This window comes from Amycolatopsis bullii (assembly GCF_014654205.1).
Taxonomy (GTDB): domain Bacteria; phylum Actinomycetota; class Actinomycetes; order Mycobacteriales; family Pseudonocardiaceae; genus Amycolatopsis; species Amycolatopsis plumensis.
The window spans coordinates 29223-48646 of the sequence record NZ_BNAW01000042.1; the positions used below are offsets into that span (position 1 = coordinate 29223).

The 19424-nt window shown below is 73.2% G+C and carries 23 protein-coding genes; 15 read left to right on the forward strand and 8 right to left on the reverse strand.

Features of this window, described 5'->3' with window-relative positions; all coding sequences use genetic code 11:
* Positions 1 to 27: 27 nt before the first annotated feature.
* Positions 28 to 1368, reverse strand: coding sequence for an FUSC family protein (locus IE317_RS33320; protein ID WP_229903042.1), 1341 nt, complete (start codon positions 1366 to 1368; stop codon positions 28 to 30).
* Positions 1365 to 2714, reverse strand: a complete 1350-nt coding sequence (locus IE317_RS33325) for an aldehyde dehydrogenase family protein (protein WP_191315348.1) — start codon at positions 2712 to 2714, stop codon at positions 1365 to 1367. Before IE317_RS33325 ends, IE317_RS33320 begins: the two co-directional genes overlap by 4 nt.
* A gap of 90 nt (positions 2715 to 2804) precedes the next feature.
* Between IE317_RS33325 and IE317_RS33330 the strand changes: the two genes are divergently transcribed.
* Together IE317_RS33330 and IE317_RS33335 are read left to right on the forward strand one after the other, a co-directional pair.
* Positions 2805 to 4277: an HAD-IIIA family hydrolase gene (locus IE317_RS33330; RefSeq protein ID WP_191315349.1), complete on the forward strand. Its 1473-nt coding sequence runs from the start codon at positions 2805 to 2807 to the stop codon at positions 4275 to 4277.
* Positions 4274 to 5317: a glycosyltransferase family 9 protein gene (locus IE317_RS33335; protein ID WP_191315350.1), complete on the forward strand. Its 1044-nt coding sequence runs from the start codon at positions 4274 to 4276 to the stop codon at positions 5315 to 5317. Before IE317_RS33330 ends, IE317_RS33335 begins: the two co-directional genes overlap by 4 nt.
* 52 nt (positions 5318 to 5369) lie before the next feature.
* On the opposite strand, the gene IE317_RS33340 is transcribed toward IE317_RS33335, so the two are convergent.
* A complete protein-coding gene (locus tag IE317_RS33340; protein WP_043778588.1) occupies positions 5370 to 5558 on the reverse strand; it encodes a DUF2795 domain-containing protein in 189 nt (62 codons plus the stop codon).
* A gap of 188 nt (positions 5559 to 5746) precedes the next feature.
* Here IE317_RS33340 and IE317_RS33345 point away from each other — a divergent pair, with 188 nt between their 5' ends.
* The 5 genes from IE317_RS33345 to IE317_RS33365 all read left to right on the forward strand — a co-directional run bounded on the left by IE317_RS33345 (position 5747) and on the right by IE317_RS33365 (position 8181).
* Positions 5747 to 6571 carry an SDR family oxidoreductase gene (locus IE317_RS33345; RefSeq protein WP_191315351.1) on the forward strand — a complete coding sequence of 275 codons (825 nt, stop codon included), beginning with the start codon at positions 5747 to 5749 and terminating at the stop codon, positions 6569 to 6571.
* Positions 6572 to 6721: 150 nt separating this feature from the next.
* Positions 6722 to 7165, forward strand: a complete 444-nt coding sequence (locus tag IE317_RS33350; protein WP_191315352.1) for a DUF4383 domain-containing protein — start codon at positions 6722 to 6724, stop codon at positions 7163 to 7165.
* Between the two features lie 64 nt (positions 7166 to 7229).
* Complete coding sequence (locus IE317_RS33355) at positions 7230 to 7397, forward strand: hypothetical protein (protein WP_191315353.1); 168 nt, start codon at positions 7230 to 7232, stop codon at positions 7395 to 7397.
* Positions 7394 to 7822 carry a hypothetical protein gene (locus tag IE317_RS33360; RefSeq protein WP_191315354.1) on the forward strand — a complete coding sequence of 143 codons (429 nt, stop codon included), beginning with the start codon at positions 7394 to 7396 and terminating at the stop codon, positions 7820 to 7822. The genes IE317_RS33355 and IE317_RS33360 overlap by 4 nt, the downstream gene beginning before the upstream one ends.
* Positions 7819 to 8181 carry a VOC family protein gene (locus IE317_RS33365; protein ID WP_191315355.1) on the forward strand — a complete coding sequence of 121 codons (363 nt, stop codon included), beginning with the start codon at positions 7819 to 7821 and terminating at the stop codon, positions 8179 to 8181. The genes IE317_RS33360 and IE317_RS33365 overlap by 4 nt, the downstream gene beginning before the upstream one ends.
* Before the next feature lies 1 nt (position 8182).
* Here IE317_RS33365 and IE317_RS33370 read toward each other — a convergent pair whose 3' ends face one another.
* The 4 genes from IE317_RS33370 to IE317_RS33385 all read right to left on the reverse strand — a co-directional run bounded on the left by IE317_RS33370 (position 8183) and on the right by IE317_RS33385 (position 10239).
* Entirely contained in the window at positions 8183 to 8605 is a 423-nt protein-coding gene (locus IE317_RS33370; protein WP_191315356.1) for a DUF6292 family protein, read from the reverse strand.
* Between the two features lie 83 nt (positions 8606 to 8688).
* A complete protein-coding gene (locus IE317_RS33375; protein WP_191315357.1) occupies positions 8689 to 9330 on the reverse strand; it encodes a phosphoribosyltransferase in 642 nt (213 codons plus the stop codon).
* 4 nt (positions 9331 to 9334) lie between these two features.
* Entirely contained in the window at positions 9335 to 9673 is a 339-nt protein-coding gene (locus tag IE317_RS33380) for a DUF6221 family protein (RefSeq protein WP_191315358.1), read from the reverse strand.
* A gap of 29 nt (positions 9674 to 9702) precedes the next feature.
* Complete coding sequence (locus IE317_RS33385) at positions 9703 to 10239, reverse strand: copper resistance CopC family protein (RefSeq protein ID WP_191315359.1); 537 nt, start codon at positions 10237 to 10239, stop codon at positions 9703 to 9705.
* Positions 10240 to 10611: 372 nt separating this feature from the next.
* Here IE317_RS33385 and IE317_RS33390 point away from each other — a divergent pair, with 372 nt between their 5' ends.
* From IE317_RS33390 to IE317_RS33415, 6 genes are all read left to right on the forward strand, one after another.
* A complete protein-coding gene (locus IE317_RS33390) occupies positions 10612 to 11211 on the forward strand; it encodes a hypothetical protein (protein ID WP_191315360.1) in 600 nt (199 codons plus the stop codon).
* A 2-nt stretch (positions 11212 to 11213) separates the two neighbouring features.
* A complete protein-coding gene (locus tag IE317_RS33395; protein ID WP_191315398.1) occupies positions 11214 to 12122 on the forward strand; it encodes a CopD family protein in 909 nt (302 codons plus the stop codon).
* A gap of 23 nt (positions 12123 to 12145) precedes the next feature.
* Positions 12146 to 13144, forward strand: a complete 999-nt coding sequence (locus IE317_RS33400; RefSeq protein WP_191315361.1) for a cupredoxin domain-containing protein — start codon at positions 12146 to 12148, stop codon at positions 13142 to 13144.
* A gap of 59 nt (positions 13145 to 13203) precedes the next feature.
* Complete coding sequence (locus IE317_RS33405; protein WP_191315362.1) at positions 13204 to 13656, forward strand: hypothetical protein; 453 nt, start codon at positions 13204 to 13206, stop codon at positions 13654 to 13656.
* Entirely contained in the window at positions 13653 to 14279 is a 627-nt protein-coding gene (locus tag IE317_RS33410; RefSeq protein ID WP_191315363.1) for a cupredoxin domain-containing protein, read from the forward strand. The genes IE317_RS33405 and IE317_RS33410 overlap by 4 nt, the downstream gene beginning before the upstream one ends.
* Positions 14280 to 14373: 94 nt before the next feature.
* Positions 14374 to 15804, forward strand: coding sequence for a glycoside hydrolase family 76 protein (locus IE317_RS33415; RefSeq protein WP_191315364.1), 1431 nt, complete (start codon positions 14374 to 14376; stop codon positions 15802 to 15804).
* A 56-nt stretch (positions 15805 to 15860) separates the two neighbouring features.
* Here IE317_RS33415 and htpG read toward each other — a convergent pair whose 3' ends face one another.
* The gene (gene htpG / locus IE317_RS33420; RefSeq protein WP_191315365.1) at positions 15861 to 17750 is read right to left on the reverse strand and encodes a molecular chaperone HtpG; all 1890 of its coding nucleotides are present in this window, start codon (positions 17748 to 17750) and stop codon (positions 15861 to 15863) included.
* A gap of 156 nt (positions 17751 to 17906) precedes the next feature.
* Here htpG and IE317_RS33425 point away from each other — a divergent pair, with 156 nt between their 5' ends.
* Together IE317_RS33425 and IE317_RS33430 are read left to right on the forward strand one after the other, a co-directional pair.
* Positions 17907 to 18845 carry an alpha/beta hydrolase family esterase gene (locus tag IE317_RS33425; RefSeq protein ID WP_229903043.1) on the forward strand — a complete coding sequence of 313 codons (939 nt, stop codon included), beginning with the start codon at positions 17907 to 17909 and terminating at the stop codon, positions 18843 to 18845.
* A 63-nt stretch (positions 18846 to 18908) separates the two neighbouring features.
* Complete coding sequence (locus IE317_RS33430; RefSeq protein WP_191315366.1) at positions 18909 to 19370, forward strand: HNH endonuclease; 462 nt, start codon at positions 18909 to 18911, stop codon at positions 19368 to 19370.
* Positions 19371 to 19424 lie beyond the last annotated feature (54 nt).

A 19424-nucleotide genomic window follows, 5' to 3' on the forward strand; every position in this document is an offset into this window, starting at 1 on the left:
TGAAGGCCGCCTCTCCGGAGGCGGCCTTCACCGTTTTTCCAGCTGCTCCAGGAGCAGGCGGGCGGGCAGGGTCAAGGTGCCGAGGCCGAGCCGCGCCGGGACGCCGTCTTCCTCCGCCGTCACCAGCCGCTTCTCGAGCTCTCCGAGCAGCGCGCGGCATTCGTCCAGTTCGACCGGCTCCCCGGCCACCGCGACCGCCTGCACGGCCCCGGCCAGGTGGTGCATCAGGTCCGCCAGCGACTCGCGCGCGTCCGGCCAGGGGTACTCGAACGGGTGCTCCCGCCGTCCGGCCGTCGTCCGCACGGCGGCGACCAGCTGCGACGTCGCGGGCCACAGCCCGATGAGCGTCCGCAGGGGACGTTCGTGGTGCGCCCCGGCGCCGGGGCGCCCGCGGCGGAGGTTCAGCATCCGCCCTTCCCGCGTCAGGCCGACGGCTTCTTCGGCCGCCAGGACCTGGCTGCGCGTGTCCCGTTCCTGCGACAGCAGGCCGTCGAGGTCGTCCGGCGGTTCTTCCCGGCGGATCACGTCGGACAGCGACTCCAGCAGGTCCGCCAGGGCTTTCCCGAGCCGCCCGGCGGCCGCGGCGAGCCGTTCGCCGTAGAGGGGCGGGAAGATCAGGGTGTTGACCGCGACGCCGATGGCCGCGCCGAGCGCCGTTTCGAGGAGGCGGTCGCCGAGCAGGACGGGCTCGCGCGCGGTGCCGTAGGAGATGACGAGCATGCCGGTGACCCCGACCCAGACACCGGCGTCGCCGAACCGCCGCCAGCTCCCGGCGAGCAAGCCGACGAAGACGACGGTGGCGAGCGCAACGGCCTGCCACGGGATCAACTGCCCCGCGACGGCGGCGAGGAGGACCCCGCCGGCGACCGAGCCGACCTGCTGCAGCCAGCCGCGCAGCGACCGGTACACGGTGGCCTCGACGAGGAACACGGCCGCATAGGGAGCGAGAAAGGGTTGCGGCAGCCGGAGAACGAGGGTGGCGAGCAACCAGGCGGCGGTCGCGGCGAGGGTGGCTTTGGCGCTTTGGACGAGGATGCGGCGCTCGCGGCCGGGGACGCGGACCGCGCGGGCGAACCAGCCGATCGGCGTGCGGTCACGCCGTCCCTCGTCGGGGACGGCTTCGTCGGTGCGCCGGAACAGGCGGGCGAACCGGCTCGCCGAGCGCGTGTCCCGCGAGGAGCCGCCATCCCGCCGCTCGGACGAGCGCGCGGACCGGCCCGCCGAATCGCCACCCCTCCCGTCACCGCCCTGCTGAGAGCCCTCGCTTGGCCGCCCGGACCGGCCCGCCGGGGCACTTTCACGTGAAAGTGCCCCGGCGGTGGGATCCAGCTCGGCCGGCGAGTCCCCTTTTTCGCGCTGTTCCGTCATGCCGGTGGGGCGATGTGCACGAGCTTCGTCTGGGTCATCTCGTCGAGCAGCTCCGGCCCGTACCCGTACCCGCTGCCACTCCGGCCGCGCGGGTGCGCCGCTCCGCCCGGGGCGCCGCCGAACACGTTGTTGACCTTGACCGTTCCGGCGGGCAGCTCGCGCCACGCTCGCTGTGCGTTCGCCATCGATCCCGTCAGCACCGTCGCGGCCAGGCCGTAGTCGCCCTTGGCCGCTTCGGCCAGGCCTTCGTCGAAGCTGGAGACCACCCGGACCGGCGCGACCGGGCCGAACGTCTCTTCGGTCATCACGCGCAGCTCGGCCCCGCAGTCCGTGAGGACCGTGGCCGGGTAGTGCGCGCCCGGCCCGTCCGGGACCGCGCCGCCGGTCAGCAGCCGGGCGCCCCGCTCCACGGCGTCCGCCACGTGGGAGTGCACGTGGTCGCGGTGGCGCCGGTCCACCAGCGGGGCCAGCGTGCGCGTCTCGGCCTCCTTGACCAGCGCCGCCAGGAACGGCTCGGCGACCGCCGAGCACACGTAGATCCGTTCGACCGCCACGCAGATCTGCCCCGAGTTGGCGAACGACCCCAGCGCCGCCTGACCGGCCGCCCACACCGGGTCGACGTCCTCGTCGATCACCAGCGGGTCGTTGCCGCCGTTCTCCAGCAACGTCTTCGCGCCCGTCGCGGCCGCGCTCGCCGCGATCGACCGCCCGGTCGCCGTGCTGCCCACGTGGGCGATGACGTCGACGTCCGCGCGCATCGCCAGCAGCGCGCCGACCCCGCCATCGCCGTGCAGCGTCTGCAGCACACCGTCCGGGAAGACGTCGCCGAGCACCTCGCCGAGCAGCTGCCCGGTGTGCGGCGCGCGCTCGCTCGGCTTGTGCACCACCACGTTCCCGGTGGCCAGCGCCGCGCCCAGGAGCCCGCAGGCCACCGCCACCGGGTCGTTCCACGGCGTGAGCGCCACGACGACGCCGTACGGCTCGGGGACCATCAGGTCCGTCGCGCCGACGTCGCCGAGCAGGCTGCGGCCGCGGTGCACCGGGCCCAGTTCGGCGTACTGGTCCAAGGTGCCCGCCCCGGCGAGCACGCCTTCGCGGGCTTCGTCGCGGGGCTTGCCCGTCTCGGCTTCGTTGGCCTTCGCCAGCTCGTCCGCGCGCGCCCGCAGCCGTTCCGCCGCGGTGTGCAGCAGCGCGCCGCGCTCGGCGGCCGGGGTCCGGGCCCACTGCGCCGCGCTCCGGCGAGCCAGCGCGAGTGCCGCGTCGATCGCGTCTTCGCCTGCGGCCGGCACCGTGCCGACCACGCTGCCGTCGGCCGGGTTCCGGATTTCGATCGTCCCCGCGGTCATCCGCACCTCCTTGTCGTCGCTCGCCGGTTACCCGGGCGCGGGGACTTCGACACGCCGTTTGATCACCCCCGGCCGGGGTATCCGTGGCCGGTGACGCTCGACTACACCGTGGTGATCCCCACGACCGGCCGGGACACGCTTCGGCCACTCCTGGAAACCCTGCTCGGCGGGCCCGATCCGCGGCCGGCGGAGATCCTCGTCGTCGACGACCGCCCGGACGGGGCCGAGCTGGACGTCCCCGACGGTGTCCGCGTGCTCCGCTCCGGCGGGCGCGGACCGGCGGCGGCGCGGAACCTCGGCTGGCGCACGGCGAAGAGCGAGTGGATCGCGTTCGTCGACGACGACGTCGTGCTCGCCCCCGACTGGGCGCGGCAGCTCGCGGCCGACCTCGGCTCGCTGCCGCCGGACGTGGCCGCGTCCCAGGGCCGGATCACCGTCCCGCTCCCCGCGGACCGGCGGCCCACCGACGACGAACGTTCCACCGCCGGGCTCGAGCAGGCGCGGTGGATCACCGCGGACATGGCCTACCGCCGCCGCGCGCTCGTCGAGGTGGGCGGCTTCGACGAGCGGTTCCCCCGCGCCTTCCGCGAGGACTCCGACCTCGCGCTGCGCGTCGCCGAGGCCGGACACCGGATCGACCAGGGCGAACGGCTCACCACGCACCCGGCCCGGCGCGCGGGGTTCTTCTACAGCCTCAAAGCCCAGCGCGGCAACGCCGACAACGCGTTGATGCGGGCCAAGCACGGCGTGCTCTGGCGGCAGCGGACCGGCGCCGGGCACGGACGGCTCGGCCTCCACGCACTGTCCACAGTGGCCGGTCTGGCCGCGCTCACGCTGCCACTGTTCAGGCAACGCGGAAAGGCCCTGCTCGCGGCCGGTGTCTGGGCCGGGCTGACGGCGGAGTTCGCCACCCGCCGGATCCAGCCCGGTCCGCGGACCCCCGGCGAGGTGGCGCGGATGGCCGTCACCAGTGTCCTGATCCCGCCCGCCGCGTGCTACCACCGGCTGCGCGGGGAGATCGCGGCCCGGCGGCCCCGGCCCCCGGTCGCGGTGCTGTTCGACCGGGACGACACGCTCATCGTCGACGTCCCCTACCTGAACGACCCCGACGGCGTCCGTCCGGTGCCCGGCGCGGTCGAGCTCGTCCGCGGGCTGCGGGAGCGCGGGATCCCGGTCGGGGTGGTGAGCAACCAGTCCGGTGTCGCGAAAGGACTGATCTCCCCCGAGCAGCTCGACGCGGTGAACGCCCGCGTCCAGGAGCTGTTCGGGCCGTTCGGCACCTGGCAGGTCTGCGTCCACGACGACGGCGACGGCTGCGCGTGCCGCAAACCGGCGCCCGGCATGGTGCTGCGGGCCGCCGGCGAGCTCGGCGTCGACCCGGCGTCCTGCGTGGTCATCGGCGACACCGGCGCCGACGTCGACGCGGCTCTCGCCGCCGGCGCCCGCGCGGTGCTGGTGCCGACCGACCGCACGCTCGAACCGGAGATCGCCCGGGCCCGCCGGGACGCCGCCGTCGCCCGGGACCTGTCCGAGGCGCTGCGGCTCGCCGGGGTCGCCGGATGACCCGGGTGCTCGTCGCCCGCCAGGACAACCTCGGGGACGTCCTGCTCGCCGGGCCGTGCGTGCGCGCGGTCGCCGCGTCCGGGGCGCAGGTGACCCTGCTGGCGGGCCCGCACGGCCGCGCCGCCGGCGACCTGCTGCCGGGCGTGGCCGACGTGCTCACCTGGACCGCACCCTGGATCGACCCCGAGCCGCCGCCGGTGACCGCCGAGGACACCGGCGCGTTCGTCGCGCTGATGCGCGAGAAGTCGTTCGACCGCGCGCTCATCCTGACGTCGTTCCACCAATCGCCGCTGCCGCTCGCGCTGCTGCTGCGCCAGGCCGGCGTGCCGTGGATCGGCGCGATCTCCGAGGACTACCCGGGCAGCCTGCTCGACCTGCGCCACCGCGTCGACGGCGATCCGCCGGAGCCGGTCCGGATGCTGTCGCTCGCCGAAGCGGCGGGGTTCTCGCTGCCGCCGGACGACCACGGCGCCCTCGCGCTGCGGCGTCCCCTGCCGAACACCGCCCAGCTGACCGGCGGCGGGGCGTACGTCGTGGTGCACCCCGCGGCCTCGGTGCCCGCCCGCCAGCCGTCGGCGGCCTGGAGCCGCGAGACGGTGCGGGCCCTCGCCGCGGACGGGCACCGGGTGTTCGTCACGGGTGCGCCGTCGGAGCGCACCCTGACCCGCGAAGTGGCCGGGACGTCGGCGGTCGACCTCGGCGGCCGGACGTCCCTGGCCGAACTGGCGGCGGTGCTGTCCGGCGCCCGGGTCGTGGTGGCGCCCAACACCGGCCCCGCGCACCTCGCCGCGGCGGCGGGCACCCCGGTCGTGTCGCTGTTCGCCCCGGTGGTGCCGCAGGAGCGGTGGGCGCCCTACGGCGTCCCCACGGTCGTGCTCGGGGACCAGCAGGCGCCCTGCCGCGCCAGCCGCGCGCGGGTGTGCCCGGTCCCGGGCCACCCCTGTCTCGACACGATCGATTCCGCGGACGTCTGCCGCGCGGTGACGGCGCTCGCCCAGCCGGGTGTCACCTCGCCGGTCCCGGCGGCGGCCACGTCCTGAATGACTCATTCCTGGCGTGCGACGCCAGGAATGAGTCATTCACGACGCCGGGTCAGCCGCCGATCTCCTTGCTCACGCCGCTGGGCCCCTCGTAGGTCCGGTCCGGCAGGCCGCGCACGATGTCCAAAGTGTCGGAGTCGGCACCGTTCTTCTCGGCCGCCTGCACCAGGTCGTCACGCTTCGCCGGGTAGTCGACGCCGGACAGGTACTTCTGCAGTTCGATCGGGTTCGGCTTGCTCACGGGAGCTCTCCTTCCGTTCGGGGAACGGCGCGGTTACCCCGCTCGCCGGCCGACACACGCTCTGGACGGCACCGGCTGCGCCTCCGCCGGGTGAAGCCGGCGGAGGTGACCGCCGCGGCCACGGCCCGGCGCACCGCGTTTAGTCCCCCGTGGCGGTGGTAGCCGAACGCAAAGGAAAGGAGCTGCCCGTGTCGCTCCCGGCACCCCTGCCCGCCGACGCCGCTTCGCCGCGGCGCGCTGTCGTCACCGGTGCCGACTCCGGCATCGGCCGGGCGGTCGTCGCCGCCCTCGCCGGCGGTGGCCTCGACGTCGGCATCACCTACCACTCGGACGCCGACGGCGCGGAGGAAACCGCCGCCGAGGCCCGCTCGCACGGCGTGGCCGCGCACGTCCGGCAGCTCGACCTGACCGAGCTGCCGGGAGCCGCCGACGTCGTCGACGCGTTCGCCGAGGACCTCGGCGGCATCGACGTCCTCGTCAACTGTTCCGGAACCGGCAGCAGCCAGCGGGCGATGGACCTCGACTACGAGAAGTGGCGCCAGGTCCTGGACGTCGACCTCGACGGGGTCTTCCTGCTTTCGCAGCGCGCGGCCCGGCACATGATCGACGCCGGGCACGGCGGGCGGATCATCACGATCACCAGCGTCCACGAGCACGTGCCGCGCGTCGGCGCCGCGCCCTACTGCGCCGCGAAGGCCGGCGCGGGGGCGCTGACCCAGGTGCTCGCCCTCGAGCTGGCCGAGCACGGCATCACCGTGAACTCCGTGGCCCCGGGCGAAATCTCGACGCCGATGACGGGACAGACCGACGCCGACCCGCGCGAACAGGACCGGCCAGGCATCCCGCTCGGCCGCCCCGGCCACGCGGCCGAGGTGGCGGCCGCGGTCGCGTTCCTGGCGACCCCGGCCGCCGGCTACATCACCGGGACGTCGCTGGTCGTCGACGGCGGGCTGCTGCTGATGGGTGCCCAGCACGGGACCGCGTACCGCGATCACGACTGGCGTTCTCCCTGAGACCAGGGGCCCGCGTCCTGGCTGCAGGACCGGCGCGGGTCCCGGCCGCGGGCCGGGCGGCGGCACCCCAGCCCGCCGCCCGGCCCCTTCCACTTGTCCGTTTTCCGCACGCATGGCGGGGTATCCGGCCGCGGAGAGAAGGAGAATCCCATGTCTTCCGCAGAACCCCGCTCCCGCGCGGGAGCGTCCTGGCTCCGCCCGGTCGTCGCCGTCCTCGGGCTGCTCTACCTCGCGCTGGGCATCGCCGGGTTCCTGACCCCGGAGACCGCCGCGGTCGGCCACGAAACCAGCCGGGCCGTCTGGATCTTCAGCGTGACCCCGCTGCTCAACCTCGTCCACACGGCGGTCGGGGTGCTCGGGTTGCTCGCCGCGCTCCGGCGCACCGGGTCGATCATCTACTGCTGGGTGCTGTTCGTCGGGTTCACCGGGATGACCGCGTACGGCATCCTCGCCACCTCGCTCGTCAACCCCGAGGACCCGATCAACCTCAACTGGGCGGACAACTGGCTGCACGGGCTGACCGCGGTGGCCGGGCTCGTGCTCGGCATCGTCGCCGCACGGGCGGTCAACCGGACGGCCGCGCGCTCGCGGTGATCTTGGCGTTTCGGTGGCCACCCGCCGGGTAGCCGGGAAAGGACACCGCGTGAAGGAGGCTCCCATGCATCGCGAAAGCGACCAGCACTCGCCGCGTGAAGACGACGCGCAGAAGGCCGAGCTGCGCGGGACCCTGCAGGGCAACGGCCCCTCCCGCGCCGAGGAGTGGCGGGACCCCGAACTCCCGGCCGACGACGACTCGGACGTCCCCCCGCTGGGCGGCGGCGCATGACCACGAGTGAAGCGGCGGCGGTGGGCGAACCCGCCGTCGTCGTCCACTACCGGCTTCACGCCGACTTCGCCGGACCCGGCTGGCTGCGCCGGATCGCGGGTCCGCGGGCCGGCCTGGAACTGGACGCGGCCGGCCTGCGCGTCCGGTTCGGACCGTGGCTGGTCGAGACCCCGCTGAGCAACCTCGCCGGAGCGGAGGCCACCGGGCCCTACAACGCTCTTCGCGCCTTCGGCGTCCGGCTTTCGCTCGCCGACCGAGGGCTGACTTTCGGGACGACGACGGCGGGGGGCGTCTGTCTCCGGTTCCGGGAGCCCGTCCGGGGGATCGACCCGTGGGGGCTGGTCCGCCACCCGGGGTTGACGGTGACGGTGTCCGAACCGGATCTGGTCGCCGAGGCCATCAACCGGATCGTGGCGGGCTCGTGACGGCGGCCCGCATCCTCGCCGTGGCGGTCGACTGCCGTCAGCCGGACCTGCTGGCCGAGTTCTGGGCGGCGGCGCTCGGCGGCGGGAAGACCCGCACGTGGACCGACTCCCACGGGCTCACCTACCGCCAGGTGGACTTCGACGACGGCCCGGCGGTGCTGTTCCAGCAGGTGCCGGAAGAAAAGACCGTCAAGAACCGGCTGCACCTGGATCTCGCGCCGGTGGCCGGCGATCAGCGGGCGGAGGTCGAGCGCCTGGTGATGCTCGGGGCCAAGGTCCTCGACGACCCGGCCGACGACCCGTGGATCGTGCTCGCCGACCCGGAGGGCAACGAGTTCTGCGTGCTGCCTCCGCGGTGATTCAGGCCCGGCCCACCGGATTCCCGGCGTAGGCGGCCAGCCGTTCGTCGAAGCCGTCCCCGGTGCCGGGTCTGCGGAAGTCCGGGGGATCCGGCCGGCCGGGGTACTTCTCGCCGTACAGGCCGGTCACGAACTCCACGACGGCTTCCGGGGCCGGCAGGACGTCCTCACCCAGGTACGCCAGCACGATGACTTCGTCCCCGGTCGACGACTCGACCGCCGCGGACCAGCCGTCGCGTTCGTCCCAGAGGAGGGCCACCTCGTGCTCGGGGAACCGCGCGAGCCGCCGCTCCAGCGCGACATACGCCCCGGCGGGGACGTCCACCTCGCAGAACCAGGCGGGAGCGTCCAGCTTGGCCGCGACGGCCAGCAGGTACTGCCGCAGCCCGCGCGCCGCCGCGCCGAGCCCGTCCCGTTCGCTCATCCCGCTCCCGCCTCTTCGGTCGGTGCCCCCATCGGGTGATACCCCGTCACCCACCCGGTCAACCCGGGGGTGACCCTGGTGTGTCACGGGCCGAGCAGGGCGAGGACGTCGTCGTCCTCCAGCTGGCGGAAATCGGCGTACCACTGGCCGACCGCGCGAAAATCCGGCGGTTCGGCGACGCAGACGACGTCATCGGCTTCGTGCCGCATCCGGGTGACAGCGCCAGGAGCCGCGACGGGCGCGGCGAAGACGAGCGTCCGCGGACTTGCCGCGCGGAGGTCACGCAAGGCCGCCGTCGCGGTGACACCGGTCGCGAGCCCGTCGTCGACGAGGAGAACGTCACGGTGGGTGAGGACGGCGGGCGGCCGGCCGGCGCGGTAGCGCTCCAGCCGGCGGCGCGCCTCCGCTCGTTCGCGGGTTTCGGTCCGGGCCATCCGCGCGGCGGTCAGGTCCAGCGTGCGCAGGGCGGCCGCGTCGTAGATCGCCGGGCCGTGCGGGGTGACCGCGCCGACGCCGAACTCGCGATGGCCCGGCGCGCCGATCTTGCGGGCGACCGCGACGTCCAGTTCTGCGCCGAGCCGCCGCGCGACGACGGCGGCCACCGGCACCCCGCCGCGGGCGAGCCCGAGCACGACCGGGTCGGCCCAGTCCCGGTGCCGCAGCTCGCCCGCGAGGCAGCGGCCGCCGTGCTCCCGGTCGGCGAAGATCCGCGGCCGCACGGGCATCAGGTCACGGGCGCCACTCGTCGCGCCAGTCGGGGTGGGCTTCGTACACGGACGCGATGAGCTTGACGGACACGTCGTCGTGCGTGTCGCGGACCTCGCGGCGCAGGAACTCGGCCTTTTCGGCGAACGGCACCGGGTGCCGGTCCTCCATCGCCTCGACCGGCCCGCCGGCGAGGATCAGCCCGTCGCCGTCGTCGGCGTACATGATCCGCAGCCGCCCGCGCCGCTCGGCCTCGTCGATCAGCGGCAGCTCCCCCGCCCGGACGCGCTCTTCGTCCTCCGCGAGCCGGGCGAGCACGAATTCGTCGAGCTTCGCGGTCGTGGTGTCGTCGAGATTGGTCATGGGGCCGGGATACCCGCGCGGCCCCGCCCTCAAGCGTCGGCCCGGCTCAGCCGCCGGGCCACCGCGAACCCGGTGCCGAGCAGGACGGCGCCCCCGGTGAGCCACGGCCACAGCGGCACCGGGCCGTCGCCGTCCGGGCGCGTCACCGCCGCGGCGGCCGGCACCGCCGCTCCCGGCCCCGCCACGGTGAGCCGGAACGCGACGGTGCCCGAGACCGGGTGGCCGTCGGCGGAGGTGACGCGGTACCGGATGGTGTAGGCGCCGGCCGGGCCGAGGGGACGCAGCGGCGCGGACACCCGGGCGTCCACAACGGACGCCGGCCCGGCCTCCCAGTGCGAAGTGCCGTCGGGCCCGAGCACCGCCAGTTCGGTGAACCGGTTCTCCACCGGCTCGTTGAACTCGAGCACGGCCTCGGCCGGGGCCGTGGCGAGCGAGGCGTCCGCGGCCGGGGAGCTGGACACCAGCACGCTGTGCGCGGCCGCCGCGGGCGCGTCCAGCAGGACCGCGCACCCGGCGGCCGCCAGCGCGGCGGCGATGCGGACCGGGAAAGACCAGCGGGAAGTCATGGTTTCTCGCCTTCTCGGGAATTAGAGCGATGGGCCGAACGTAACGAGCGGATCCGGGGCCGCGGCGGAAGACCGTGAAACGGCTGTGTTAAGCAATTCTCACCGGCCCGCTCGCGCAATCGGGCAAATCGGACCACTGCTCCGATGGATCGTGCAGCCGATCACCCGAACAGCGCAGCAGATGCGGCTTTCGGTCCAGATCCTCACCGCTTCGCGCCACCAAGAGGCCGGTCAACGTTACGCGGCCTTCACGTGAACATCACCCCGCGTAACGCGCCGGCTGGTTTATTGCTCGCACATCCCGTTCTTTCCCACTATCCCGGAATTGCCGGTCGGACCGGGAACGAATTCCCTTCTTTGGAGGACGAAACCGTGCGAGGACCCGCCCTGCGCCGTGACCACGTCATCGCCGCGAGTCTCGCCGGCGCGGTCGTGGTCGTCGTCGGCTACGCGTCCGGCATCGGGCTGCGCCCGGGCACCACCACCGCCGCCGCCCCGCCCGCGGTGGCGGACGGCGGGAACCCCGTCACCCCGGAAACACCCGGCACACCACCACTTCCGGCCGGCCCGCTCCCCACCGGCGGTCCGCAATCCCCGCTGCCCGCGTTGCCGGTGGACGCCCCGTCGGCGGTCACGATGCCTTCGATGCCCCCGATGCCCGGCGACATCGGCGCGGCCCCGGTCCCGGACCCGGGCTCTCCCGATCCCGGCGCCGCACCTCCCCCGGCCTCCCCCGAGCCGACGACGACGGTGCCACCCCCACCGCCCGGAACCGACGTGCCCGCGTGCCAACCCGGTGTGGCGCAACAGCTCCTGGAGACCGTCGGCGGGCTGCCGCTGCTCGGCACCGTCACCACCGGGCTCGGCATGACCGGGCCCGACGGGGCCGGTGCGCTCATCCTCGGCTACTGCCGCACGGCCGACGGCGGTCTCGAACCCGCCATGGTGCCCACCGTCCCGAGTGGACGGTGAACGTGGACCCCGTCAAGGCGTGGTACGTGCTCGCCCGCACCGTCGACTACGCCGGTCTCACCCTGTTCGCCGGCGGGCTGCTGTTCCTCGCCGTGCTCTGGCCCGCGGGCGCCGGCCACCGCGGGGCGCGTTCGGTGCTGATCACCGGCTGGGTGCTCGGCCTGCTCGGCACCCTCTCCGGCCTCGGCCTGCAGGCGGCGTGGGCCGCGCAGCGCCCGCCCGGCGACTTCCTGGCCTGGGACCTGCTCAGCCAGGCGGTGGACAGCCAGTTCGGGCGGATCTGGTTCGCCAGGGCCCTGCTGTGGCTGCTCGGCGGGGTGGTGCTGGCCTGGTTGCTGCAACGCGGCCGGGACGCGGCCACGGCGGTGCCCTGGCGCGTCGGGGCCGGAGCGATTCTGCTCGGCCTGCTCCGCACGACCGGGCTCACCGGCCACGCGGTGGAGAGCACCCGGCCGTGGTTGACGCAGCTGGCGGACTTCGCGCACCTGGCGGGCGCTTCGGCCTGGATCGGGGGGCTGGCCGTGCTGCTGTTCGGCGTCCTGGCCCGCCGTGATCCCGGGGAACTCGCCTCGGTGATCCCCCGCTACTCGAAGCTGGCGATGACGTCGGTCGGCGTCGTGGTCGCCGCGGGGGTCGTACTCGCGTGGCAGACCGTCGGCAGCGTCGGCCGCTTGTTCGGCACGACCTACGGGAAGACGCTGCTGGTCAAGCTGGCCGTGCTCGCCGCCGTGCTGCTGGCCGCGCAGTTCAGCCGCCGCTGGGTGGGCCGCCGCCTCGACTTCGCCGTCGTCCTGCGCGGGGACGCCGCCACCGTCCGCCCCTTCGTCCATTCCGTCGCCGCCGAGACCACGCTCGTGCTCGTGGTCCTGCTCGCGGCGAGCTTCCTCGTCACGGCCAGTCCCGGCCGCTGATCGACCTGCGAAAGGAGTCCTCGATGGACAACCCCACCCCCACCGCCCCCGAGCAGCCGGAGGTGGTGCGACGACGGCGGACCTGGCCGGTCGCCGTGGCGATCCTGGCACTGGCGACGGCGTTGTTCAGCCTCGCCACGCTGCGCGGCGGCCGGACCGAGCAGGCCGCACCGAGCCAGGCCGCGAACGTCGACCTGGCCGCACTGGCCCAGCAGGGGCCGCTGGCCGTCCCGCTGTACCAGGGACTCGTCCATGACCAGGCCGGCGGGGCCGCCGCTCCGGCCGCCGCTCCGGCCGCCGCTCCGGCCGCGGCGCCGTCCGGCAAGTCGGTCGAGGCCATGGGCTACAAGTTCTCGCCTGCCGACCTGACGATCGCCGTCGGCGACACCGTGACGTGGACCAACCACGACACCGCGCCGCACAACATCGTCGTCACCGACGGGCCGGAGAAGTTCACGTCGCCGACCCTGCAGACCGGCCAGACCTTCAGCCACACCTTCACCAAGGCGGGCAAGTACTCGTACTACTGCTCGATCCACCCCGACATGAAGGCGACGGTCACCGTGACCGGCGCGGCGCCCACCAGCGCCCCGCCGTCCTCGACCCCGACGTCCGCTCCGACCTCGGCACCGAGCCACTCGATGCCGGCGCCGTCCACCCCGGCCGGCGGCGGCTCCTGCGTGCCGAAGGCGGTCCTGCAGCCGATCCTCGACCACGTCAAGAGCGCGCACCTGGAGACCTCACCGGGCCAGCAGGTGCAGGACATCCTCAACCTGGACCAGTACATCAAGACCCACACGGTGTGGCTGGAAACCGTGCTCGCCCCGGCGTTCGACGGCTCGGCGAGCCAGGTCGTCACCGACACGCTCGCGCCGATCATCGCGCACATCAAGAGCGCGCACCTCGAGGAGTCGCCGGTTCAGCAGGTGACCGACCTGCTGAACCTGGACCAGTACATCAAGACGCACACCGTGTGGCTCGAGAACGTGCTCACGCCGCTGCTCGGCCAGGCGAGCTGCTGATCCCGGCGGGTGGCCCGGCCGTCCGGGCCACCCGCCCCCCTTCTCCGGAGGCCATCCCCATGTCCGACACCGCCTTCCTGCCCACCGCGACCGGCTACGCCCTGCGCCGCGACCGGTGCGTCATCGAGGTTTCCCCGCGCCCACCGCTGTTCCGCGGCCGCCTGACCGCGACCGGCGGGCACTGGGCACCCGGCGCCGCGCTCACCGTCACCCTCGACCCCGGCTCGCTGCGGACTCCGCTTCCGTTCCTCGGCCGGGCGTTCCGCGGCGAGGACCTCACCTTCACCGCCGGCGAAGTCGCCGAAGACCCGTTCGTCGTCGAAGGCAGCGTGGCCGGGCGGGCCGTGCGGCTGCGCGGCGACGTCCGGCACCGGGACTCCGGGAGCGTCGTCGTCTGGGCCGCGGGGGTCGTCCTCCCGGCCCGCCGGAAGCCCGCGCACGCCGGACGGCTGGTCCGGCTGCTGGCCCGGCGCCGGCTGCGCGTCGAGATCGCGATCGAGTTCCGCCGATGAGGCGCGCCGCCCTGGCCGTCGCCGGTCTCCTGGTGTTCCTGAACCTGCCGTTCGCGGGCCCGGCCGCCGCGGCGGCGCAGCAGGTGATGATGCAGGGCTACGCCTTCTCCCCCGCCGCGCTCACCGTGCGCGTCGGCGACACGGTCACGTGGATGCAGCACGACGAGGCTCCGCACGACGTCGTCACGACGAGCGCGCCGGTCGCGTTCCGCAGCCCGCAGCTGTCGGCCGGGCAAAGCTGGAGCTACACCTTCCGGCAGCCGGGCACCTACCAGTACTACTGCTCGGTGCACCCCGATATGCGGGCCTCGGTGACGGTGCTGCCCGCGCCCACGACGGCACCGCCGCAGCCCGCGAGCTCGGCCCCGCGGACCACGCCGTCGCGGACGGCGGCCGCCGCGGTGCCGGTGACCACAGCTCCGGCCACGAGTGCCCCGGCCACCACGTCCGCGGCCGCCGCCGCTCCGGCCGCTCCCGCCGCTCCGGCCACCGAGCCGCCGCCCGCGGTCCAGCAGGCCACCGCGGCCACCCCGCCCACCTTGGACCCGATGCTGCTGGTCGCCGGGCTCGTCACCGGGATCGCGGTGCTGTGCCTGCTCCTGCTGAGCTCGCGGCGGGCGTGATTTTCTGTCCGCAACCTGTCCCGGAAAAGGACTGGACCAATAATATCGGCACCGGAAAATGAGGAGGATCGCCCTTCAGCGCGGAAGGTGACCGATGAACCTCCTCATTCCCCTGTTGACCGCTGTCCTGGCGGCCGCTCCGACGCCGACGCCGTCGGCCACACCATTCGCGGCCATCTGCAACAAGTACTGCGACGCGCGAGATCCCGCGTCGTCGCCGGGCGATCGCGAAGGCCCGTCGGCCGGCGTCGGCGGCCGGCGGATCTCCCTGCACCTCGACGACGGCGACGCCATGGGCTGGGCGGCGATCACCGGCGGCGCCGCCGGGGACCACGTCTGGCTGGACCGCTCGTTCGACGCCGGGCGCACGTGGGCGTCGGGCAGCAAACTGGGCGACACCGCCACGCCGTCCGGGGCGACGGGCTGGCGGACGCTGATGTACAACGCCGACGACTGGGCGAACAAGGGCGTCGGCCTGCTGCGCGCGTGCGGTCAGCCCGCGGGGTCGGGCACGATCGCCTGCACCGGCTGGGCGCGTCCGACCTGGAACGCCTGGGACCGCCGCACCGCCGCGGCCACCGCGCTGATGGAGCGGTACAACCTCGGCACCGGCCTGTTCGACACGACCGGGTGGTGGAACTCGGCCAACGCGCTCACCGCGATCATCGGCAACATCCGCGTCAGCGGCATGAACAGCTACCGCTACGCGATCGACACGACGTACACGAAGAACCTCGCCGCCCAGGGCGGCCAGTTCCGCAACGACTACCTCGACGACACCGGCTGGTGGGGCCTCGCCTGGGTCGCCGCCTACGACCTGACCGGTGACGGCAAGTACCTGAACACCGCCCGCGCCGACGCGGACCACATGTACGCCTATTGGGACGGCGTCTGCGGCGGCGGGGTCTGGTGGAGCACGAGCCGCACCTACAAGAACGCCATCCCGAACTCCCTGTACATCCAGCTGAACGCGGCCCTGCACAACCGCATCCCGGGCGACACGGCGTACCTCGCGCGGGCCCGGGCGGGCTGGACCTGGTTCGCCGGCAGCGGGATGATCAACGGCTCGAACCTGGTCAACGACGGCCTGACCTCGACGTGCGCCAACAACGGCCAGGCGGTGTGGTCGTACAACCAGGGCGTGCCACTGGCGGCGCTGGCCGAGCTGAACCGAGCCACCGGCGACGCGAGCCTGCTGACGAAGGCCCGTGCGATGGCGAACGCGTCGACGACGAACGGCTCGCTGAACCCGGGCGGCATCCTCCGCGACCCGGGCGAGACGGCGGGCGGCGGCGGCGCGGACGGCCCGACGTTCAAGGGCGTGTACGCCCGGGATCTGGCGGTGCTGAACGCGGCCCTCCCGGACCACCCGTACACGGCGTACTTGCAGCGCCAGGCGAACTCGGCGTATGCCAACGACCGCACCAGCGCGGACGCCTACGGGCTGATGTGGGCAGGCCCGTTCGACCTGTCCGACGCGGCCCGCCAGCAGAGCGCCCTCGACCTGATGAACGCCGCCCCCTGACCGCGTCGTGAGTGGTAAAGCGGGTTAGAACCCGCCTTACCACTCACGAGCGTGGGTCAGAGGGTTTTCTCCAAGCGGCCGGACAGGAGCTTGATGAAGCGGGACGGGTCGGCCAGCTCGCCGCCCTCGGCCAGGAGGGCCATGCCGTAGAGGAGCTCGGCCGTTTCGGCCAGGCCTTCGTCGTCCGGCCGGGCCGCGTGGGCCTCGCGCAGCCCGGTCACCAGCGCGTGGTCCGGGTTGAGCTCGAGGATGCGCTTGATCGGCGGCAGCTCCTGGCCCATCGCGCGGTACATCTTCTCCAGCGTCGGGGTCAGGTCGTGCGTGTCGCCGACGATGCAGGCGGGTGACGTCGTCAGCCGCGACGACAGCCGGACCTCCTTGACCGTGTCGCCCAGGGCCGTGCCCATCCAGGTCAGCAGGCTCTCGAAGTCCTTGTTCCGCTGTTCGCGGGCGACCTCGGTGGCCTTCTTGTCCTCCTCCGACTCGAGGTCGACCTGGCCCTTGGCGATGGACTGGAACTGCTTGCCGTCGAAGCCCGGCACCGCGTCGACCCACATCTCGTCGATCGGGTCGGTCAGCACCAGCACCTCGTAGCCCTTGGCGCGGAACGCCTCCATGTGCGGCGAGTTCTCGATCGCCGAGCGCGATTCGCCGGTCATGAAGTAGATGTGCTCCTGGCCCTCCTTCATCCGCGAGACGTAGTCGCGCAGCGAAGTCGGCTTATCCGCGTCGTGCGTCGAGGCGAACGACGAGATCTCGAGGATGGCTTCGCGGTTCTCGAAGTCGTCGAGCAGGCCCTCCTTGACCGCGCGGCCGAACTCGCGCCAGAACGTCGCGTACTTCTCGGCGTCGGCGGTCATCATCGTCTTGACCGTCGAGAGCACCTTCTTCACCAGGCGACGGCGGATCAGCTGGATCTGCCGGTCCTGCTGCAGGATCTCCCGCGAGACGTTCAGCGAGAGGTCCTGCGCGTCGACGACGCCCTTGACGAACCGCAGGTACTCGGGGACGAGCGACTCGCAGTCGTCCATGATGAAGACGCGCTTGACGTAGAGCTGCACGCCGCGCTTGCGCTCCCGCAGGAACAGGTCCATCGGCGCGTGCGAGGGCAGGAACAGCAGCGCCTGGTACTCGAACGTCCCCTCGGCCTGCAGCCGGATCGTCTCGAGGGGGTCCTGCCAGTCGTGGCTGACGTGCTTGTAGAACTCGTGGTACTCGTCCTCGGTGACCTCGCTCGACGAGCGCGCCCACAGCGCCTTCATCGAGTTGACGGTCTCGGGCTCCTCGCCCTCGCCCTTCATCCGGATGGGCCAGGTGATGAAGTCGGAGTACTTCTTCACGATCTCGCGGATCTTCGCCGCGGACGTGTAGTCGTAGAGGTGGTCCTCGGTGTCCTCGGGCTTGAGGTGCAGCGTGACCGCGGTGCCCTGCGGCGCGTCCTCGACCGGCTGGATCGTGTACGTGCCTTCGCCGGTCGACTCCCAGCGGACGCCCTCGGCGCCGCCCGCGCGGCGCGTCACGAGGGTGACCTTGTCCGCGACCATGAAGCTCGCGTAGAACCCGACGCCGAACTGCCCGATCAGGTCCTGCGACGCCGCCGCGTCCTTCGCCTCCTTGAGCTTGGTCAGGAAGTCGGCGGTGCCGGACTTGGCGATCGTCCCGATCAGGGCGACGACCTCGTCGCGGGTCATGCCGATGCCGTTGTCGCGCACCGTGAGGGTGCGCGCCTCCGGATCGGTCTCGATCGCGATGTGCAGGTCGGACGTGTCCGCCTCGAGGTCCTTGTCGCGGTACGACTCCAGCCTCAGCTTGTCGAGGGCGTCGGAGGCGTTGGACACGAGCTCCCGCAGGAAGGTGTCCTTGTTCGAATAGATCGAATGGATCATCAGCTGGAGCAGCTGACGCGCTTCCGACTGGAACTCCAGCGTCTCGATCGGGGCAGTCACTTCCATTCCTTTCCGCGTGTCCGGCGGCCGTTGTTGGGTCGATCCTACCGAGCGGGTCCGACAGTTCGGGACCGCGCACTTTATGAACGCAATCTGGGTCCCGGCGGCTCCCGGTGTGATGCTGGCCACGCCCCGCTGTCGATCAAGGAGGATCGAGTGCCCGGACGTCTACCCCGGTGGCTGGCCGCGTTCACCGCGGCCGCTGCCCTGACCACCGCGTTCGCCGCGCCCGCCGCCGCGGCCGGCGTCGCCGACCACCCCGTCCGCACCACCGGCTGCGGGCGGCCCGCCGGGTTCCCGGCCGGGGTGACGACGACCCGGCACGTCACCTCGGGCGGCCTCGAGCGCGAGTACACCGTCCACCTGCCCGCGCACTACAACCCGCGCCGGCCCTACCCGCTGGTGCTGTCGTTCCACGGGCACAAACGGACGTCGCAGTACCAGGAGGAGCTGTCCGGCTTCTCGGCGCTGGACGCGATCGCGGTCTACCCGCAGGGCCTGATCGGCACCGACGGCGAGTCCGCCTGGACCGGCGCGCCCTATTCGGCCGCCGCGGATGACGTCCTGTTCACCGGCGACCTGCTGGACGCGCTGCAGCGCACGCTGTGCGTCGACGCCGGCCGGATCTTCGCGGCCGGGAAGTCCAACGGCGGCGGGTTCGTCGGCGTGCTGGCCTGCCGGCTGGCGAGCCGGATCGCGGCGTTCGCGCCGGTGTCCGGCGCGTTCTACCCGCAGGGCGGCGCCTGCCACCCGAGCCGGCCGGTGCCGATCCTCGACTTCCACGGGACGGCGGACACGACGATCCCCTACACCGGCAACCCCGCGAAGGGCCTGCCCGCGATCCCGGACTGGCTGGCGGCCTGGTCCACAAGGGACGGTTGCCGGCCCGATCCGGTGTCGTGGACCCCGGTCGACGGCGTCGTCGCCGAGAAGTGGCTCGGCTGCGACGGTCGCGCAGCCCTGGAGCACTACCGCGTCGAAGGTGCCGGGCACGTCTGGCCCAGCACGCGGCCGAACAACGATTCCGCGACGCCCACGGTGATCGACGCGACGCCGGTCGTCTGGCGGTTCTTCTGCACGCATCCCCTGCGGTGAAACACGATTGACGCACCTCTTTCCTCTCGGCGACCATTTTCGCCGAGAGGAAAGAGGTGCGTTGTGAAGGTCCTGGTCCTGAACGCCGGTTACGAGCCGCTGCAGACCGTTTCGGTCCCGCACGCGATCCGGATGCTCGTGCGCCACGTCGCCGAGATCCACGAGGCCGAGGAGGGCCTCGCCTACGGGCTGTTCCCGCGCCCGAAGATCGTGCGGTTGCTGCGTTATGTCGTCATGAAGTGGCGATATACGCAGCCGCCGCGCTGGTCCCGGCGCGGCGTGCTGGTCCGTGACGGCCATCGCTGCGCCTACTGCGGGCAGCGCGCCACCACGATCGACCACGTGACGCCGCTGAGCCGCGGCGGCGCCCGGACCGACTGGCTCAACACGGTCGCCGCGTGCGGCGGCTCGGCCCGCAGCTGCAACGCCCGCAAGGCGGACAAGCTGCCGGCCGAGGCCGGGATGAAGCTGCGCTTCACCCCGTACGTCCCGGCGTGGGACCAGCTGCACCGGCTCGGCGCCTGAGCCCGGCCTGTCCGTCGGCACACCGGCGGGCAGGCCGTTAGGCTCGAACCGATC

Bases quoted from the DNA above. Each gene is read 5' to 3' on its own strand.
- IE317_RS33350 (WP_191315352.1), top strand. From the start codon at position 6,722: ATGTCTTCCGCAGAACCCCGCTCCCGCGCGGGAGCGTCCTGGCTCCGC.
- IE317_RS33385 (WP_191315359.1), bottom strand. From the start codon at position 10,239: ATGACTTCCCGCTGGTCTTTCCCGGTCCGCATCGCCGCCGCGCTGGCG.
- IE317_RS33325 (WP_191315348.1), bottom strand. From the start codon at position 2,714: ATGACCGCGGGGACGATCGAAATCCGGAACCCGGCCGACGGCAGCGTG.
- IE317_RS33335 (WP_191315350.1), top strand. From the start codon at position 4,274: ATGACCCGGGTGCTCGTCGCCCGCCAGGACAACCTCGGGGACGTCCTG.
- IE317_RS33415 (WP_191315364.1), top strand. From the start codon at position 14,374: ATGAACCTCCTCATTCCCCTGTTGACCGCTGTCCTGGCGGCCGCTCCG.
- IE317_RS33370 (WP_191315356.1), bottom strand. From the start codon at position 8,605: ATGAGCGAACGGGACGGGCTCGGCGCGGCGGCGCGCGGGCTGCGGCAG.
- IE317_RS33400 (WP_191315361.1), top strand. From the start codon at position 12,146: ATGGACAACCCCACCCCCACCGCCCCCGAGCAGCCGGAGGTGGTGCGA.
- IE317_RS33405 (WP_191315362.1), top strand. From the start codon at position 13,204: ATGTCCGACACCGCCTTCCTGCCCACCGCGACCGGCTACGCCCTGCGC.
- IE317_RS33360 (WP_191315354.1), top strand. From the start codon at position 7,394: ATGACCACGAGTGAAGCGGCGGCGGTGGGCGAACCCGCCGTCGTCGTC.
- IE317_RS33380 (WP_191315358.1), bottom strand. From the start codon at position 9,673: ATGACCAATCTCGACGACACCACGACCGCGAAGCTCGACGAATTCGTG.
- IE317_RS33410 (WP_191315363.1), top strand. From the start codon at position 13,653: ATGAGGCGCGCCGCCCTGGCCGTCGCCGGTCTCCTGGTGTTCCTGAAC.
- IE317_RS33355 (WP_191315353.1), top strand. From the start codon at position 7,230: ATGCATCGCGAAAGCGACCAGCACTCGCCGCGTGAAGACGACGCGCAG.
- IE317_RS33375 (WP_191315357.1), bottom strand. From the start codon at position 9,330: ATGCCCGTGCGGCCGCGGATCTTCGCCGACCGGGAGCACGGCGGCCGC.
- IE317_RS33320 (WP_229903042.1), bottom strand. From the start codon at position 1,368: ATGACGGAACAGCGCGAAAAAGGGGACTCGCCGGCCGAGCTGGATCCC.